Origin of the sequence: Cedecea selenatireducens (assembly GCF_042138895.1) — a bacterium.
GTDB lineage: Bacteria > Pseudomonadota > Gammaproteobacteria > Enterobacterales > Enterobacteriaceae > Cedecea > Cedecea selenatireducens.
Map to the genome: position 1 here is coordinate 210,175 of NZ_JBHIKW010000002.1, position 18,146 is coordinate 228,320.

Here is an 18,146-nt window from a genome sequence, read left to right on the forward strand (position 1 = left end):
CTTCTCACCAACAAAAAGAAGGAAACGCTCATGAGTATGACTATCGGAACCACCTCTGGTGTTAATGAATTACAATTACAGGCCATGCTGACGGGACAGTTGAAGGAAGCTACCCATCTTGAAGGCTGGGAGGCATTCAAAAATTTCTTTATAAAATTACTCAACCACCTGCCAGGGATGAACTTAGAGGATAAAGAAAAGAACCTGCGCGATATTTACAACATGATTTACGGCGAAAAAACGGCGGCTGCGAGCGATAAGACCCATTCAATAGAAACGCTCTGGCCGGCAATTGAAAGGCTTATTCACCTGATGGAAGGTGACGACGTTCGCGCAATGGAATTTGAACTGATAAGCCATAACGTTTCCGGTATGACGGGTCAACTTCATACACCTGGCCACCTGACTCTGGTCATTCGCGTAGATGACCATACGCTACCCGAGATAGCATTATCGAATTCAGATATGCATCATGAGATGCTTTCAAACGTACTCACCCACAACATGACCAGTAAGGATGGTGCGCCTGGGCTGTACCAGTTAGATCAGGAAAAGTTGATTTCCCGGGGCAGCAGCGTTGAGTTAGCCCCCGCTGCCGTGATGTCTACCAGCCATGGCTTCGAGGTGGCCAGAGCACTGGAAGCATCGCGCGTACTGGTGCAAACGTCCGTCAAGGAAATAAGCAACCTGGACGAGCAGATAGCGCAGTTAGACCACTATCAAAAACTGATAGCGGACCTGACGCAGTTAAGATCCGTTCAGGATCCGGACGTTCGCACCGAGTTACACAGCGAATTTATCGACAATGAACTGGCAGCGCTGAATACCCACAGACAGCAGCAGCTGGAAAGTCATCAACGGCTGAACCATGAGTTTGTTGACACTCTCGTTGAGGAATGCGCCGATGACCTGCTACAGGGAGGCCTTCTCTGCAAGGACGCCATCAATACAAAACAGTCCCTTCTTTCCACGTTTACTCCACACATGGATACACTGTTCCATGAGGCAGATAACCATCGTTTGCAACAAATACAGTCCCAGCTGAGTTTGGCTTACAAGGTCGCCGATCTGCAAGCGCAGCTCCAGTCCTCCGAATCCTTCCCTCAGGAGCCGTTTTCGAATCTGCAGGTCGCAATGAGGCAGGCTGAGACGGGGCCACTGACAACGCTATTGAATACCGCTCTCAATGCCATTCGGCAAATCGCCCCACACAACATTGCCAGAGAAGAGATCGAGGCTCAGGCACGGCATGCCTCCGGGAGGTTGCTCCAGCCTCTGGAAGAGGCAGAGACTACCATGGCAAAACTCCTGAGTGATCCAGGTATCCGGTCAGATATGGATAGCAAAACGACCGAGAAAATGGTGACACAAGCTACCCGTCTGCCCCCGTTCACACCCGACAAAATGACACTTATCAGTCGCGCTGAAACCGTCCATCAGCAAAATGTCATCATCAGCAAAATTGACAGACTCCTGAGTGAAGGACTGACGCTTGCCGATCATAATGTTTTAGATTTTCCGCGGGAAAGGGTCATTTATGAATTGCAAACCCTGAACACTCAGTTGCCAGAAAGTCAAAGAAAGTCGAGTTATCAACTGCAAATTGATGAACTTGATGAGGGGCTTTTACGCCGTAAGGTCGATATCTGGCAAGAACGCGTCGGGAGTATGCCGGAGGCAGGACGAAGCCCGGCGTCAGGGAATGCTGTTCAGGCACTTACAGCATTAAAAGACAAAGTACAACAACTCACTATTTCTGGACAGGGCAAGAGTGAATTCAAAGGATTCATTGCTAGCCTGATTACCCAGCACCAGGTCATGGAGTCTGTCGAAGCCACATTACGCCATTATATAGAAGGTAATAAGTACGCCATTAAGGATGTTGTCAACGACCTTGCCGGGAAAATGAGCGCCATCGGCGATTGTCCACGCAAGCATGCACTGATGGAGCATATCACTGCGTTGCAGACAAAGAACAACGAGCTGGATACTATTTATAAGGAATTTGCTGATGTGCAGCAGAAGATTACTGCAGTTGCCAGATTTCACGCCACCTGGTCAGAAGACCTGGTGAAAACCTTCAGCAACCTGAAAACTCAGGCGCAGGACTTACCCGGCGGAGAACCGAAAAAAACCCTGCTACGTAATATGGCCGCCACTGAAATTAAACTCCTTGAAGTTCAACATCTGGAGAGAATATTTTCAGAACCAGGACCGCTGTTAGCAAAGGCAACGGAGGCAAATGGCACCCCCTCACCGCACTGGCCGCAAGTCTTCCCTCTACTGGACCAAGCCGCAGCAACACTTAAACAACTCCCCGAGAGTACCAGAACGAGTGGTCTGGCAACACGTTTAGGTAACGATACAAATAATGCGCTTAATCTGCTTAAAGGGATGATTGCTGCAGGTCCCGAGGGGGATAAAAAATATATGGCTGCAAGAGAAGATGAATATAAGCATCTGCGAGACTTTATCAGTTCCATGGCAGGTTATCTGCCTAACGGCAACGTACTCACCAACGCAGTCAAAGATATCAAACACGAAAATAACTTCAGTAGCAGAACGCTCCGTGAAAGGTTCGCATAGCCACTCGCGTAACCTGAGCGCATAGTCGCAGGCGGGATTCTACTGCCTGGTGCATAAAGAGGGTGACTTTACGTCACCCTCTTTTCTACATGCGCATAGTATTCAACGGGAAGAATATGAGCAGCGATTCAATGTAAGCAGAGGCGCAAATTAATCCCTGAATCAATTTTCAACCGCGGGGGACGATCAGTACATAAGATTTCGCTCCTCCTGTCTCCCGTTCCCACAAATTCTTTATGAAATAAGCCTCGCAGAATCAACACCGTAAGCTTTACACGTCCTCAGCCTGGAATCACCCGGAGCATTAAGGATATAATCCCTGCAACGATCCCTCAGCCGTCGAAAAGAACATGACAAAACTTACGTTACAAGAGCAGATGCTCAAAGCTGGCCTCGTCAGCAGCAAAAAAGTGGCCAAAGTGCAGCGCACCGCGAAGAAATCACGCGTTCAGGCCCGCGAGGCAAGAGAAGCCGTTGAGGCCAACAAGCAGGCTCAGGTTGAGCGCGACAAAGAGCTAAGCGAGCAGCAAAAGCAGGCCACTTTAGCCAAAGAATATAAAGCGCAGATCAAACAGCTGATTGAAATGAACCGTATCGTGATATCAAGAGGCGATATCGGCTATAACTTCACGGACAATAACTTAATTAAAAAAGTTTATGTCGATAAAATCACTCAGGCTCAGCTGACTAACGGCCGCCTGGCTATCGCCCGCCTGATGTCGGATAAAAACCCTGAAGGGGAATATGCGATCATCCCTGCAGGCGTTGCCGACAAAATTAAACAGCGCGATGCCAGCTTCATTGTGTTGAGCAGCGAACTTACCCAGGAAGCAAAAGACGAAGACGATCCGTACGCGGACTTCGTCGTGCCTGACGATTTGATGTGGTAAGGATTTATTGAGTTCAGGTGGCCTGGTGTTACTGGGCTGCCTGGAATGTAAGCCCTCATCAGTTATTTTTCTCGCAATTATATTGAAATAACGGGTTAGCGTTCTGATGTGGGTATAAGAAATTTTTTACCGGCAATGAGATAATATGAAACTAACATCTTTAGCCTCACTTCTTATTTTAACTACAATACCCGTTACTGCGGCACCGGGAATCAACTTTCCTTACCAGAAACATTATGCGTGTACGTGGCTGCTGACTGGTACACCTCAGCCAGCCCCCGATCTTTACACGGCAGTTAATGCTCGCTCTGGTGCAATGACTTTACAACGTGCTGGTTCGCAAGTTTATTATGCAAAGAAAATCGATAATGGTATTTGGCAAGAGCTAAACCCCGAGCCAAATCAGGCTGAAGAATATATCAGAGTCAGTCCTGACGGTATGTTAGACACCTATCAGGCGAACATCCAAATGAGTACATGCATTGAGGTAGAGTGAGCCAGTTGTTAACTAATATGGGGCTATTAAAGCCTCTTCCCTTCTAAACACAGCTGCCATCATATCCCCATTAAACGTTTCTTCTAATGCGCCACTCCTGAACAAAAAGAATAATCGCGACAATCATAAGAATGCTATAAAAGCTAATGTGCGCGAAGTCGTAATTAAAAATAGTGGTGATGCTATCATTATTGTATAAACGATTGTGCCGGTAAGAATACGTGGTATAAATACTATTGAATACTTCCGAAAATGACATAACGGCTAACAGCGCGAACATAAAAATACCTTTGGCTCTGACCTTATTATTCCTGCGCCTTCTGGTGAATATGAAGAAACCAATTAATATTACGATCGTAAAAGAAACTAAGTCACTGACCGTGAGTGCTGATAAATGATCCATCAATTAAGTTCTCCTCGTGCCCAGGCAGAGCTGATTGCCGTTATAGCAGCGAGACAGAGCGCCTGGGGGTAAGTCCGCTATTCATCTAGCCACGAATCAACCGATATAGGCTTCTTCGACATTAACGACCTGCCGGAGCTGTCGTTGACGCGTATCGTGCCGGAAGAGCTGGTTGTCAGCATGGAGATTGCCACCAGCGATCGCCAGCCCTGGTATGACTGACAGATTAACGAGCGGGTTCAGGCCCGCTATCGTTGTGAAAGTCGGGCCTATAAAAGCGGAGTAAGGCTATAAATTTGCGCCGCGCAGTGCGGTGCAAAAGGCGCAGTTACACCCGGCGATGGGGATAATTTTGGTGATGTCGTAGTTGGCTTCCGAAGGAATGGCATGCCCATTGGAGGCGTTATTGCTGGTGTTCGCGGTCTGCTCGGGGTGAACAGAGGAACTGGAAACGAATGCTGCTGCATGGAATGATGTCGCTAACAACGTTGCGCCGACGATACTTAATACTTTCATTTAATCACCCACCTTTGAGAGCCAGAAAAGTAATCTAGCGTGAGCGGATTTTGAACACCAGATGTCTCAGCTGAAAAAGTGTGCACATTTATGTCTAAGGGCAGAGAGAGAGAAAACAAAATTTCATTCAAAATAAAGTAATTAAATATCAAAAGGATAGATATGTACTTTAAAGCGATATTTTTACTGGCAGGCGTTCTTAGCTTTCTATGATGACGGAGTCAGGCTGGACAAGTGCGTTCAGCCAGTTTCTTCTGAAGTATGATCACCACAACAGGAAATACAGAGGCGACTAATGCACTGACCACCAGCAGCCTGTTTATATTTTGCGCTGTGATGCCCTGCTCAGGAAGCAATAAGGCAGACAGGAAGAAGGCGAGCGTTGTTATCAGGGACATCATTGCAGCCTGTAGTGAAGAAAAGCCGGCTCGTTGTGCATCCTCAGGATACTGAACCACAACCGACGAAGCGGAAACAAGTCGGCTATATGAGGCCCCAAGAAATAAGGTTATGAACAGAACTGCATTATGATATCCCATCGCAGGAATCAGTAAGCTTGCCACAAATAACAGCGTTGAAATTGTTGCCAACGTCATTGCGGATAAACGTGATGTCAGGACACCTGTTATTTTTGTAGACAGATAACCTGCAATCCCTCCACTTAAGAACAATAAAGGTAATAGATTTTGTTGGGCTCCCATATGCTGGGTCATTAATGGAACCAGAATGGGAATAATCAGCATTGGGCTAAATTGTACTATTGCAGGGCAAGAGGCGAAAAATAAGGTTTGAGAATCAAGAGATAGCTTCCTCTTCACGCCTGTTGGAACCGTATCCCTGGGAATAATAAAGACTATCAACGGTAAAGACAGTAGGCAAAGTGAACTGATTAACCACAGCGCAGTCTGCCAGCCATAGTGCGTGCACAAAAATAATACCGCTGGCATGCCAACAATACTCACCATCGAAAATGAGGCAATCACCGTTGCCAGCATTTTTCCACGTAAGTTAGCCGGAGCATAATTTATCAAAATGCTTATTCCCACCCCCATTGTCGTACCCCCAACCAATCCTGCGAAAAATCGCAGTGCGAGTAGAGTGTCAAAGTGACTAGTGAGCGTGGTCAAAAATGTTAATGCTCCCAGCAGCACCATATTCATGGCCAGGAATCGTTTTTTATTGAACCGGTCGATCAAATAAAAAGCCGTAATTCCGGAAAGGACAGCTCCCAGGGTGTACATACCAGACACATAGCCAGAACATGAGACAGGAACCGAAAATCCGTCGGCCATAAAAGCAAAAACAGGTGTTAACGCCATATACTCCAGCGCATTAGTGAACTGGATAAAAGCCATGACAATGGCTATCCGCATGAGGGATTTATGATTAAACGTTTTTGTGGGCTGTGGCATAGCAAGCAACCTGTGGAGATAAGATGTCCTGAGTTTAACTGCTATCAATGACATATATTATATGGTAGAAATGGCATTCATTGTTATCAAATATGGGATGATTGATGCGTCCGGCTCTTGATTTTAATACCCTGAAAGTGTTCACCGCGGTGGTTGAAAGAGAAAGCTTTGTGGGGGCAGCGAAAGTCCTTGAGATGCCGGCCTCAAATGTGAGTCGTTGTATTTCTCAGCTAGAAGAAAAACTGAACCTTCAGCTTATTGAACGCAGCACCCGACACATGAAACTCACCCAGGCGGGGCACCTGCTCTATACCCGAGCGAAGCCATTACTGGAGGCGCTTGAGCAAACTGAGACAGAATTAACGTTGCGGCAAATGCAGCTCAAGGGGCCATTACGCATCTGTATTCCCAATGAAATAGGTCCTGCATTGCTGGGGTCTGTTATTGCCGATTTCGCCTGTCTTTACCCGGCGCTGGAGATCGGCTGTGTCACAAATTTGTCAGGCCTCGAATCACTGCGAGACGACCTGGATTTAGCGGTAATTATTACCCGTGGTCAGATGGACGACAGTGACTATATAGCCCGTCATCTGATGACTATCCCTTGCACCATTGTTGCCGCCCCCTCCATCATTCAGCGTTATGGCACCCCCACTCATATTCAGCAATTTGAAGAATTACCCTGCATTACAACGGTAAGTGCGCTGAAAGGTGCTCCCTGGCAGTTTGTAAATATCAAAGGGGAATTCGAGACAATTAAGGTTAATGGACATTACCGGGTTAACAGCGGGGAGATGGCCGGGCGAGCGGCGATAGCAGGTGTCGGATTTGCAATTCTGGCGAAACAGGCCTGCCAACCCTATATCAGCGATGGGCGGTTAATCGAGGTGAAGTTCGAACAATCGGCAGCCCCATTGCAACTGTTCGCCCTTTATTCAGACCGGCGTTACTTACCCGCTAAAACAAGAGCGCTCATCGATTTCATGCAGCAGAAATTGAGCAATACGCCCTGAGCAACATCGCGGGCTAGAGAGAGGACGTACCGACGCAGGCTTATCCGCGAGTATTTCCGTCACGCCTTAACGCGCAGAATTCCGCGCAAAAATGTTATTATCCCGGCCAGGCTAACAAACCCAGAGATAACCATGAATAACGAAATCGACCTGAAATACTATGACATCGCGGACGAGTACTCGACAGAGGCGGCTAAGCCCGTTGCCGAGGATGAGCGTGATGCCGTGGCGCGCTATTTCCAACTGCTGGTCACTCGCTTAATGAACAACGAGGAAATCAGTGAAGAAGCACAGGGCGAGATGGCCGTTGAGGCTGGCCTTGCCGAACAGCGTATTGACGAAATCGCCGAGTTCCTGAACCAGTGGGGCAACGAGTAATTTCTGCCGCGAAGCGTTTCCCCGTCAGAACGGGCTGTCGCAACGGGCGGCCATTGGCTCACCGCTGATGGGGTGAACAAAATCCAGCTCGCTGGCGTGAAGCATTAGCCGTGGTGCCCGTTCGGTGCCCGGCAGTGCGAGGCCGCCATACAGGTCGCAGCCCAAAATAGGATGCCCCAGATATTGAGCGTGTATGCGTAATTGATGGGTACGCCCGGTTTCCGGCGCAAGCTGCACCCTCGTTAACGGCAGCAGCGTTCCATCCTCCAGCTCACGATAAAAACGCTCAATAACCTTGTAACGCGAGCGAGCGGGCTTGCCGCTGACGGAGCAAATCGACATCAGCGGAAACAGCGCCGGATCTTTGGCAATCGCCGCGTCTATTATCCCTTCATCATTCTCCAGATGCCCGCAAAGCAGCGCGGTATACACTTTTGCCACCGAACGCTGGCTGAACTGCTGGCACAGCGCGGCATTAATCGCCTTATTAAGGGCAATCACCATCAGCCCGGAGGTGCCAAAATCCAGGCGATGCACCAGCGTGCAGCCGGGGAATATTTGCACCAGCCGGTGATGTACCGAGTCGAGGTTCTGAGGATTTTTCCCCGAAAGGCTCAGCAGCCCGCTGGGTTTATTGATTAACGCCAGATGCTCGTCCTGATAAAGAACGTCTATCTCATCAAAGCAAGGCGGGGCAATAAAAGTATCAATAATCGTAGACATCAGGCTGCCCGGCTGGAGAGTGGAGGCGGATGATAGCGAATTTCAGGATATCAGGCGAATTTAGCGCAACAAAACTGGGGCCATAAAGGCCCCCGTTTACGGCTTATCTGACGGCGCTATTTGCCTTCGCCGGTAATCTTCTTCACCTCAGTTTCGGTCGCCGCAGGCGCGCCGTTGCCCCAGGAACCACGCACGTAGTTCACCACGTCGGTCATCTCTTTATCCGACAACACGCCTTTGTAGCCTGGCATCATGAACGGAATAGTACCCTGCGTTTGCGGCGTATGCGCCCCGTCGGCGATCACGCGGATCAGCGACGACGGATCTTTTGCCATTACCGCCGGGTTGCCCACCAGCGAAGGGACGTTATAGTCGGTGCCCTTCCCGTCCGGGCTGTGGCAGGTTGAGCAATAGCGCATGTAAAGCGTTTTACCGTCAGATGGCTGAGCGAGCACGGCGGCATTCACCGGCATGGCCACGGTTTTTTGCGGCTTGAAGTTGGCGATATACAGCGCGATAGCTTCCAGGTCGGCATCCGTCAGATACTGGGTACTTTGAGTCACCACTTCGCCCATCGGTCCGGCAATAGCGTGATGCTGGCTGCGGCCTTTGCTCAGCAGATCTTTCACTTCCTGTGTCGACATATTCATGCCGCGCAGAGAAGGCGCATACCAGCCGTCGATCATCGCCCCGCTCAGGAATTCCGGGCTGGAATCATCGTAGCCTTTCTCCTGCATCGCCATACCGCGCGGCGTATGGCAAGCGCCGCAGTGGCCTGGCCCCTGTACCAGATAGGCACCACGTTTGATTTTCTCGGCGTTATCCCCGCTGACGTCAACCACCACTCCGCCGGATTTTACGTCATCCACGAACAGGCCGTTCCATACGCGTAGAGGCCAGCGGGCAGACAGCAGCAGCGGAATGTCGTTCTCTTTATTGGCGGTCGCCGCCGGGGTGACTTCTTTCATAAAGTAGTCGTACAGCGCCTTCACGTCCTCATCGGTCATTTTGGCGTAGGAAGGATAAGGCATCGCCGGGTAGAGCGCGTGGCCATCCTTGGCAATGCCCTGGCGAACAGCCTTCTCGAAATCTTCGTAGCTGTAATCACCGATGCCGTGGGTTTTGTCCGGCGTGATGTTGGTGGAGTAAATATCACCCACCGGCGTGGCAAATTTCTTGCCTCCGGCCATCGCCTGGCCGCCGTCCACGGTATGGCAGGCAACGCAGTCAGACGCGCGCGCCACGTACTCGCCCTGCGAAACAGCAGCATAGCCGCTGGCAGAAAAGAGGATTGAGATAGCCGCTAAAATACGTTTCATGTCTGGTTACCCCATCGCCACAAGTTCGTTCACCGCACGCCATGCCTGGTCAATCGCCGCATGAGCATAAGCACTCCAGTCGGAGTCAGAGTTAGCAATCGTGATGCGGCCTATCGGCTGGCGAGCGCGGTTGATAATCTCGGGCATCTTTTCCATATCATCGCTCAGGGAGTTAGCGTAATAGGCATAGCCGTGCGCCCAGCGGTTGACCGTAATCGCCGCGATATCGCGCTCGTGGTCAAAACCGGTATGGCCCAGCATCTCCTGCAGCTGGGAGCGAATCATCTGCTCATGGGCTTCAAAGGTGGAGCCCAGCAGGAAAGCGCGCCCCCGGCGGAACTGCTCGCGCGGAGACATGTTGCTGCCCGGATAGGTCGGGACGTAAACCATGTGGATACACATCGGATCATCCGGCGTCTGCGGGTGATGGTAATCGCCCATGCTTACCGGGTAGTCGAGCTTCACGCGGCTGTACGGCGCGGCCGGGGAATAGAACTCATGCACGCCTGTGTTCTTAAAAGCACGCCAGTTGTTCACCACCACGTTGGTGTAAACCAGCGGCGCTTTCACGTTGAGGCGCAGATCTTCTTTTTGCTGCTCCGGCGTCTCCGGCACGATATACGGGATCATCATGTTGTAGCCCGCCATGATGGCGTTGCGGCTCTTCACGCGGTGCAGCTTGCCGCTCTGGTTGTTGATGTAGCTCACCACCACGGCGTTATCGGTATTGGCGGCGTTAATCACGCTGCTGTTGAGGCGAATGCGGGTGCCGTTTTCCGGGCGATCCAGCAGCTCATAGTGCAGCCTGGCGGTGACGGAATCTTCCATCGTGCTGCCCGGCAGCGCTTCAGGGATCAGCTTGCGAACCATCAGCCGCGTCAGCCCGGCGTTGCCGTCCGGGAAGTGATAGGTGTAAGGCTCTTCAAGGTCGGCCAGCGCCTCGCCATCCAGCGGCGGCAGGCCCATCGCCTCCATCCCCGGAAGCGCACAGGCACGCGCATCGCCGCAGCTCACGCCTTCAATGCCAATGGCGAAGAAGTCGTTGGTGCGTTGCTGGAAGTACATCAGCGCCATTTTGCTTAAGCCGACTTTCTTCTCGAGGAATTCATGGTAACTGTGATTATCCAGCCATTCGGTTTTCTGCTCGACCGTCATCCCCTGCAGGTAATCGGCAGGGTTGACGTGCAGATCCAGCAGCGCCTTGCGGTCTGCTTCACTCAGCGGGAAGTCGTTGATAAAGGCTTCGATGCTGCGGCCATTCAGCCTGTCCGGCGGAATATCGTCCGACACCGCGCGGCCAGGGTCGCCGCTGACGATTTTGGTTTCGCCGAAGTTCTTTTTATCGAAGAACACGCCGCGGCTCAGGTGCTGGTCCGGGTAGAAGGTCGTGTCAAAGCTGCTCTTCATGCGCGTGATGCTAACGCCCAGGGAGTCCATCAGGCCTTGAACCACCGGGCTGAAGTTGCTGTTGGGCGACTGGAAAGACTCGCTGCCGCCGTAGCCAAGCAGGGTTTTGCCGCCAACGTTAAACTGGTTGCGCTTGGCGTGCCCGCCGAAGTCGTCATGGTTGTCGAGGACAAGAATTTTTGCCTCCTTGCCCATTTTTTCCTGCCAGAAGCAGGCTGCCGCCAGGCCGCTGATACCGCCGCCGACAATCACCAGATCGTACTCTTCTTCCGCTGGCAATTTGCCGAAGTCGAATTTTTCGTGCTCGCGGCCAAGGGCATGCGCCATTTCGAACGAGCCGGGGTGGTTGCCGCGCAGCCCGGTCAGGCCCGGCGGATAGTAATCAGCATTGATAACGGCGCTGCCGGGCGCTTTGCCGGTGGCCCTCACCAGTTCCAGAGGCGTTAAACCAGAGACAATTGCAATTGCCATCCCGTTAAGAAAGTCACGTCGGGTAATAGACATAGATAACCTTTTTTATCAGTCTTTTAGACATATTATTCACCAAATGATAACAAACTCCCTGCCGCTTCGCTACGCGATAAGCCTGTTAACGCTGGTGTCATTTCTGGTAACGGGGGCCTGAACGCCGCAGGCCGACCGGCAGCGGCGCGCAGTCGGCTATTGGCGCGGCTTTAACTCTTCGTCGAGTTTTTTCGAATCATAGTAGTCGCCCTGCCAGCTGATTTTGCCGTGGCTGACTTTGATGAAGCTCACGCCTTCAAACTTGATCGGGTTGTTGGTCGCCGGGCTGCCGCTCCATTCGCCGCTGTTGGTGCCGCTGAACGTCCAGCGGAAAGCGATGGTGTCTTTGTTGTAAACCGGCTCGCTGGTCATCTGCCAGTGCAGGTCCGGCACCGCTTTAATAAACGCGCCAATCACCTCTTTTTCCGCTTTTTCTTTCCCTTCCACCGGCGTGCCGACCGCCGCGTCGTAATACACCATGTCGCTGGCGAGGTATTCCGCCGCCTGCCCGGCTTGATGGGCGTTCCACGCGGCCATGTAGTTTTTCACCACCGTGAGCGGAGAGCTTTCGGCCAGCGCCAGGGTTGAGGACAGAACCAGCGACAGCGCAGCGGCATTGATTATTTTCATCTCAAAAATCCTTATTCAGTGATATCGCACATGATGTGTTTAAGGCGGGTGTATTCGTCGAGCGAATAGGAGGAAAGGTCTTTGCCGTAGCCGGACTTTTTAAAGCCGCCGTGGGGCATTTCCGCACACAGCGGGATATGGTTGTTGATCCACACGGTGCCAAAATCGAGGCGGGTGCTGAAGCGCTGCGCCCGGCTGTGGCTGCTGGTCCAGACGCTTGCCGCCAGGCCATATTCCACATCGTTAGCTCTGCTGAGCGCCTCTTCTTCGCTGCTGAAAGACTGGATGGTCATCACCGGGCCAAAGACCTCGTGCTGGATGGCCTCGTCGCGCTGCTTCAGCCCGGAAATAATCGTCGGCTCAAAGTAGAAGCCAGGGCCTGCGCCCTTTTTGCCGCCGGTTTCAATTTTTGCATGGGCCGGAAGCCGCTCAATAAAGCCCGTCACCTGCTCCAGCTGGTTGCGGCTGTTCAGCGCGCCGTACAGGGCCTGGCTGTCGTCCGGTTCGCCGAAGGTGATTGATTTGGTTTTCTGAATCAGCTTTTCGAGGAAGGCGTCATAGGCGGAGGCTTCCACGATAATACGCGTGGCCGCGGTGCAGTCCTGCCCCGCATTCGAGAAGCCTGCGGCGGTAATCACCTCCACCGCTTTGTTCATGTCCGCATCGGCAAACACCACCACCGGCGCTTTGCCGCCTAATTCAAGGTGCGCTTTGGTCAGGTTGGCGGCGGCGGAAGCGGCCACCTGCAGCCCGGCGCGAACGGAGCCGGTAATCGACACCAGCGAGGCTTCCGGGTTGGATACCACCAGCGAGCCCGTTCCCGCTTTGCCCAGCACCACGTTAAACGCGCCCTGCGGGAATAATGGCGCGGCAATTTCGGCGAGCATCAGGGTGCTGATGGGCGTGGTATCGCTCGGCTTAAGCACCACGGTATTGCCCGCCGCAAGCGCGGGGGCGATTTTCCACACCGCCATCATAAACGGGTAGTTCCACGGCGTGACCTGCCCGACGATGCCCAGCGGCTCACGGCGAATAGTGGAGGTAAACCCGGCCGCATATTCCCCGGAGGCTTTCCCTTCAAGGCAGCGAGCCGCGCCGGCGAAGAAACGGATGGCGTCGCAGGAGGCGGCGATTTCATCGCGCTCGATAAAGTGTTTCAGCTGGCCCGTTTCCTGGCTTTGCACCTCCACAATGCGCGCTGCGTTACGTTCAATTTCGTCGGCAAGCTTCAGTAACGCGCGCTGCCGCTCGGACGGCAGAGAATGCTTCCATACGGCGAACGCCGTCTTTGCCGCCGCGTAAGCCTGATTAACCTCTTCCGTGCCGCCGTCAGGCGATTGGGCATAAACCTCACCGTTGACCGGGCTTATCAAATCAAACAGCGTGTTTTGCTGGCCCGCCACGTACCGCCCGTTGATGAAATGCTTCAGGGTTTGCATCGCCTTCTCCTCAGATTAAACATAAACAATATTATGTAATATCTTTTGACTGATAGCTTTTCAATCCACACTTCACAGCAACATGATCGACCCCACAATTTAACAATGTTTTTACATGCGAACCGTTGAAGCGGCGGGAAAACCTCCGATTCTGGTAGCCTGCCGCTCCCTTTCTTAAAGGCCCGGGCTGTGCTATCAATAACCGTTGATTCAGGGAATTTTAATCAGAGAGCACTATGATTACTCACGCAGTAATATTCGCACCTATAGGACAGGCAAGTCGATCCGATCAAATTGTGCAGCGGCTTTCAAATGCAATTATTACTGGTTTGCTTGAGGCAAATGAACAGCTTCCAAATGAGGCCGATCTTGCCAAAATGATGGGCGTTTCCCACATTACGATACGCGAAGCCTTAAATACGCTGCGCGCCAACAATTTAATCCACACGGTTCGTGGGCGAAATGGCGGCAGCTTTGTTTGTGAAAATAGCGGTGAATTTCATACCCCGCTTCACCCTTTTAAGGCTATCAGCTCCGACTATATTTCTGACCTCGGCGAAATGCACTGCGCGATAATAAGCCACAGCGCAAAGCTTGCCTCCAGAAGAATGACCGGGGCGGATATCACCCGCCTGCGAGAATTTATTGAGGAGCTGAAGTCTGCCAGCACGCCGGAACTAAAAACGCAGGCCGATATGCGCTGCCTGCTGGCGCTCTCCGCCAGCTCTCAGTCAGCGAGGCTCGCCAACCAGGAGCTGCTGCTGCAGGCCGAATGGGCTTCGCTGGTGGCCATTCTTTATCGCGATGACGCCATTCACCGGGAAGTGATTGATGTTTATACCGAATTGATTGCGGCACTGGAAAGCCACCGCGAGCAGGAGGCGGTGCGGTTAGCCACGCAGCTTATCGACACCTTTACCTTCTACCTCATTGAAAGCAAATTAAAATATAAATAAAACCAACACAACAACACGGGCATCACTATGAATGTACCTGCAACCCTCATCCCATTTACCCGTAAAATTGACGACATTATTAGCACCACCATCGAGGCGACCATTGCCCTTGCCGGGCAGGTTGAGGCCGCGCTGGGGGAGTTCCAGGGCGACGACCATAAGCTGCTGCTGGATCCTGCGGTAAAAAGATCCATTCAGGAACACATCAAAGAGACGCTCAACCTGACGCCCTACTGCTCAGGTTCAGGCTTTGCCAGCCATATAGCGGGTAGCCACGACGAAAAAGAATACTGGCTGCTGGAGTGGTGGTACAAAAAAGCCGACGGCGTGAAAAAGGTTAACCTGGACCTGGATCAGGCCACCCAGCAGCGTCTGGATTTCAGGACCTTCGAGTGGTTTAAAGATGCGCAGGAAAACGGCAAGGCCTATATTCACGGCCCCTACGTCGACTACGTCTGCAATACATCTTATACCCTGACGTCAGCCATGCCGGTTTATTTTCATCAGCGTTTTATCGGCGTCGCCGCGATTGACGTGCTGGTCAGTGAAGTAGAGGAAGAATTACTTCCACTGTTTAATAACCACAAAGTTGTACTGACTAATTTAGATCAGCGGATTATTTTCTCCACTTATCCTAAATATCGCGTAGGTGAATTACTGAATGCCGCCGGGGCGGTTGAAGTTTATAAAACAGAATACTGCACGTTATATGAGTTGATTAAAAATGGGCCTTAAGGCCCTTAAACGCTGTGGATAAAATGCATCCCAACGAAAAGGGCCCGAGGGCCCTTTTTTATTAATATTCGCGAGAAAGATTTAGCCGTTTAGCGTATTCAATGGCGTCATTTTCTGGCGCATCAGAGTGGCCGAACGGCCTGGCTATCGACATATAGACCAGCCCCGAGCCAATGACCAGGGCCAGGCCAATCAGCACCGTCCAGCGGTCAAGAAAGGTTGCGCTGTCGGCAGGCTGGGCCAGCAGCCAGATGCCGCCAATGCCGTAGGCCAGCGCCAGCACGTTCACCAGCATGCCCCACGCCCCCAGCGTCCATTCTCCCGCAGGCTTCCAGCCTTTCAGCCGCTGGCGCAGTGCGGCAAGAATCACCATCTGGAACGAAACGTAGATGCCGATAACCGCAAACGCGGTGATTCTGGCCAGGTTATCCGGCTGGAAGTAAACCCAGACGCAAATCACCATCGGCAGCAGGCAGCTTATCAGCATCGCGTTGTCCGGCACGCTGTGCTTCGAGATCTTCGCCATCCACTCGCTGCCCGGCAGCATTTTGTCGCGTGAGAACGAGAAGATCAGGCGGCTCAGCGCGGCCTGAAGAGACAGAATGCAGGACAGCATCGCCACGATGGCAATCACGATAAACACGGTTGCGCCCTTCTCGCCCAGCGCGTCATTGAGAATCGCCGGGATCGGATCGGCAATTTTGCCGTTAACGATATTCATCAAATCCGGGGATGACAGCAGGTAGCCGAGGATAGAGATCACGGCGGAGATCGCGCCGAAGACAATGCTGAGGATCATCGCCACCGGGATCTTACGTCCTGGATTTTTGACCTCCTCCGCCACGTTGCCGCAGGCTTCGAAGCCGAAGAACATAAACAGCCCCATCAGCGACGCCGACATAAACGCCGTGCCGTAGCTGCCGTCTTTCGCCAGCGCGCCCATGGCGTCGAACACCACGGAGAACGGCTGGTTACGGTGGAAAATCAGCAGATAGATCCCGAGCGCGATCACGCTGATGATTTCGCACCAGAAGCCGAAGCGGGCAACCCTTGCCAGGTTTTTTGTCCCGGACATGTTCACGCCCATCATGATAGTCAGCAGCACCACGGAGGTCAGCAACATAGCCAGCGGCGTGTCGCCATAGTGGAACAGCGAGGCAACGAAGGTCGAGGTGTATTCGACGATGGAGGTAATGGTGACCACCAGCGCCCAGAGGTAAATCCACGCCGCAATCCAGGCATATTTTTTGCCCCATAGCCTTCTGGCCCACGGATAAAGCCCGCCGGTTATCGGGTATTGCGAAGCCACCTCGCCAAACACCAGGGCCACCAGCAGCTGCCCGCAGGCGGCAATCAGGATCCACCAGATGGCCGGCGGCCCGGCGAGCGTTATCGCCAGCGCAAACAGGGAATAAACCGCAGTGAGCGGCGAGAGATAGGTAAAACCAAGCGCAAAGTTGGACACCAGGCCGATGGAGCGGTTGAACTGCTGGCCCTTCTCCGGCTGCGTGTCGGTACTTTTTGTAGCAGATGTCTGTTCCATATGTCTTTCTCTTTAGGGGGCATAGTTGCAGGCAATGGCTACATTTTATAAAACATATTAAGTTATATGTATATTGTGCTTTGTCACAATTTTGTTAGATATAATGTTATCTTATTGTTAATCACATAAAGGTGGTGATGATGTCACATCCTTGAAAAATGTCGCTTCATTTCGCTAGCCAGTAGCCATTCCGTGCAGCGCCTATACGCTCCAGCCGCCCGTCTTGCTGAAGCGTTTTGAGATTACGCTCTATGGTGCGGCTGGTTAAGCCGGTGGCCTCCGCCAGTCGGGCTATGGTTATCGACGGTTCTGCCACAATTAAATTCAGGATTTGCCCGGCCGTTGCGCTCAACCGTCTGGCAAAAAATGGGGCTGGCTCTTCCTCCAGCCGGCTATGGGCCACGCCTTCTTGCAGTGCAATCTTCAGCATATCCAGCATAAACTCCACAAAAGCCGTGCAGTCGCTCTGGCGGTCACACTCTCTGAGCACCCGATAATAGGCTTCCTGGCGGTCGTGAATTAGCGTCTCAACCGGTAGCCAGGCAAGCTCGGCTCGCCACTCACTCAGGATCAGCGTCTGCCAAAGCCGCCCCATTCGTCCGTTGCCGTCGCTGAAAGGATGGATAAACTCAAACTCATAATGGAAGACAGAACTGGCAACCAGCGGGTGGAGATCTGTGCCATGAAGCCAGTCACACAGCTGATTCATCAGCCGGCCCACCTGGCTTGCCGGCGGGGCCATATGTATCAGCCTCCCCTCCCTGTAAACGCCTACATCGCCGCTGCGAAGCTGGCCAGGTATATCGACCAGACCCAGCATCAGCACCCGATGCGCTGACAATAGATTGTCAACATTGCCACTTTGCCAGCCGGAAAGCGCCTCATAGGCGAGAATGGCGTTGCGGACTTCCTGAATATCTTTTGCCGGGGCCAGGACCCGCTTGCCCTCCATAATCGCCGTCACCTGTTGGGCAGATAAGCTGTTGTGCTCTATTGCCAGAGAAGCCTGAATAGTGCGGATACGGTTTTCTTTGCGTAACAGCGGAGAGGTTCGTTGGGCATTCGATGACCACTGCCCAAGCAGCTCCCCAATTTCAATCGTGCGGCTGAGAATAGAGGAAGTCAGAGAAAAGGGAGGATGGTAGGGCTTCATCGGTTTACTCCGGGGAAAGTTTCTCCGACATTTATACCGACAT

At 52.3% G+C, this 18,146-nt stretch carries 16 protein-coding genes; 7 read left to right on the top strand and 9 right to left on the bottom strand.

From position 1 onward, the window contains the following. The first annotated feature begins 30 nt into the window (after positions 1-30). From ACE38U_RS03870 to ACE38U_RS03880, 3 genes are all read left to right on the top strand, one after another. Positions 31-2,586 carry a hypothetical protein gene (locus ACE38U_RS03870; RefSeq protein ID WP_375529202.1) on the top strand — a complete coding sequence of 852 codons (2,556 nt, stop codon included), beginning with the start codon at positions 31-33 and terminating at the stop codon, positions 2,584-2,586. 350 nt (positions 2,587-2,936) lie between these two features. Continuing rightward, complete coding sequence (locus tag ACE38U_RS03875) at positions 2,937-3,476, top strand: DUF2058 domain-containing protein (RefSeq protein WP_038480556.1); 540 nt, start codon at positions 2,937-2,939, stop codon at positions 3,474-3,476. Positions 3,477-3,621: 145 nt separating this feature from the next. Next, entirely contained in the window at positions 3,622-3,972 is a 351-nt protein-coding gene (locus ACE38U_RS03880) for a hypothetical protein (RefSeq protein WP_038480553.1), read from the top strand. A 691-nt stretch (positions 3,973-4,663) separates the two neighbouring features. Here the strand turns inward: ACE38U_RS03880 and ACE38U_RS03885 are convergent. Then, positions 4,664-4,891: a hypothetical protein gene (locus ACE38U_RS03885; RefSeq protein ID WP_071842988.1), complete on the bottom strand. Its 228-nt coding sequence runs from the start codon at positions 4,889-4,891 to the stop codon at positions 4,664-4,666. 221 nt (positions 4,892-5,112) lie between these two features. After that, positions 5,113-6,303 (bottom strand): MFS transporter, encoded by a 1,191-nt coding sequence (locus ACE38U_RS03890; RefSeq protein ID WP_375529203.1) that lies wholly within the window; start codon positions 6,301-6,303, stop codon positions 5,113-5,115. Between the two features lie 104 nt (positions 6,304-6,407). On the opposite strand from ACE38U_RS03890, the gene ACE38U_RS03895 reads away from it, so the two are divergent. Together ACE38U_RS03895 and ACE38U_RS03900 are read left to right on the top strand one after the other, a co-directional pair. Beyond that, positions 6,408-7,316 carry a LysR family transcriptional regulator gene (locus ACE38U_RS03895; RefSeq protein WP_038480547.1) on the top strand — a complete coding sequence of 303 codons (909 nt, stop codon included), beginning with the start codon at positions 6,408-6,410 and terminating at the stop codon, positions 7,314-7,316. A gap of 132 nt (positions 7,317-7,448) precedes the next feature. Next, positions 7,449-7,694 carry a DUF2543 family protein gene (locus ACE38U_RS03900; protein ID WP_038480544.1) on the top strand — a complete coding sequence of 82 codons (246 nt, stop codon included), beginning with the start codon at positions 7,449-7,451 and terminating at the stop codon, positions 7,692-7,694. Positions 7,695-7,718: 24 nt separating this feature from the next. Here ACE38U_RS03900 and ACE38U_RS03905 read toward each other — a convergent pair whose 3' ends face one another. The 5 genes from ACE38U_RS03905 to ACE38U_RS03925 all read right to left on the bottom strand — a co-directional run bounded on the left by ACE38U_RS03905 (position 7,719) and on the right by ACE38U_RS03925 (position 13,716). Further along, positions 7,719-8,417: an RluA family pseudouridine synthase gene (locus ACE38U_RS03905; RefSeq protein WP_375529204.1), complete on the bottom strand. Its 699-nt coding sequence runs from the start codon at positions 8,415-8,417 to the stop codon at positions 7,719-7,721. Between the two features lie 116 nt (positions 8,418-8,533). Then, entirely contained in the window at positions 8,534-9,736 is a 1,203-nt protein-coding gene (locus ACE38U_RS03910) for a cytochrome c (RefSeq protein WP_176982635.1), read from the bottom strand. Between the two features lie 6 nt (positions 9,737-9,742). Continuing rightward, the gene (locus ACE38U_RS03915; protein ID WP_375529205.1) at positions 9,743-11,647 is read right to left on the bottom strand and encodes an NAD(P)-binding protein; all 1,905 of its coding nucleotides are present in this window, start codon (positions 11,645-11,647) and stop codon (positions 9,743-9,745) included. A gap of 156 nt (positions 11,648-11,803) precedes the next feature. Beyond that, positions 11,804-12,277 carry an ester cyclase gene (locus ACE38U_RS03920; protein ID WP_375529206.1) on the bottom strand — a complete coding sequence of 158 codons (474 nt, stop codon included), beginning with the start codon at positions 12,275-12,277 and terminating at the stop codon, positions 11,804-11,806. Between the two features lie 11 nt (positions 12,278-12,288). Next, on the bottom strand, positions 12,289-13,716 hold the full coding sequence (locus ACE38U_RS03925; protein WP_038480530.1) for a gamma-aminobutyraldehyde dehydrogenase: 1,428 nt from the start codon (positions 13,714-13,716) through the stop codon (positions 12,289-12,291). 236 nt (positions 13,717-13,952) lie between these two features. On the opposite strand from ACE38U_RS03925, the gene ACE38U_RS03930 reads away from it, so the two are divergent. Both ACE38U_RS03930 and ACE38U_RS03935 read left to right on the top strand, forming a co-directional pair. Next, the gene (locus tag ACE38U_RS03930) at positions 13,953-14,672 is read left to right on the top strand and encodes a FadR/GntR family transcriptional regulator (RefSeq protein ID WP_038480527.1); all 720 of its coding nucleotides are present in this window, start codon (positions 13,953-13,955) and stop codon (positions 14,670-14,672) included. A gap of 27 nt (positions 14,673-14,699) precedes the next feature. Then, a complete protein-coding gene (locus ACE38U_RS03935) occupies positions 14,700-15,407 on the top strand; it encodes a cache domain-containing protein (RefSeq protein ID WP_038480524.1) in 708 nt (235 codons plus the stop codon). A 61-nt stretch (positions 15,408-15,468) separates the two neighbouring features. On the opposite strand, the gene ACE38U_RS03940 is transcribed toward ACE38U_RS03935, so the two are convergent. Both ACE38U_RS03940 and ACE38U_RS03945 read right to left on the bottom strand, forming a co-directional pair. Beyond that, the gene (locus ACE38U_RS03940) at positions 15,469-16,950 is read right to left on the bottom strand and encodes an APC family permease (protein ID WP_375529207.1); all 1,482 of its coding nucleotides are present in this window, start codon (positions 16,948-16,950) and stop codon (positions 15,469-15,471) included. A gap of 166 nt (positions 16,951-17,116) precedes the next feature. Next, positions 17,117-18,103: a Fic family protein gene (locus ACE38U_RS03945; RefSeq protein WP_375529208.1), complete on the bottom strand. Its 987-nt coding sequence runs from the start codon at positions 18,101-18,103 to the stop codon at positions 17,117-17,119. Positions 18,104-18,146: the final 43 nt, after the last annotated feature.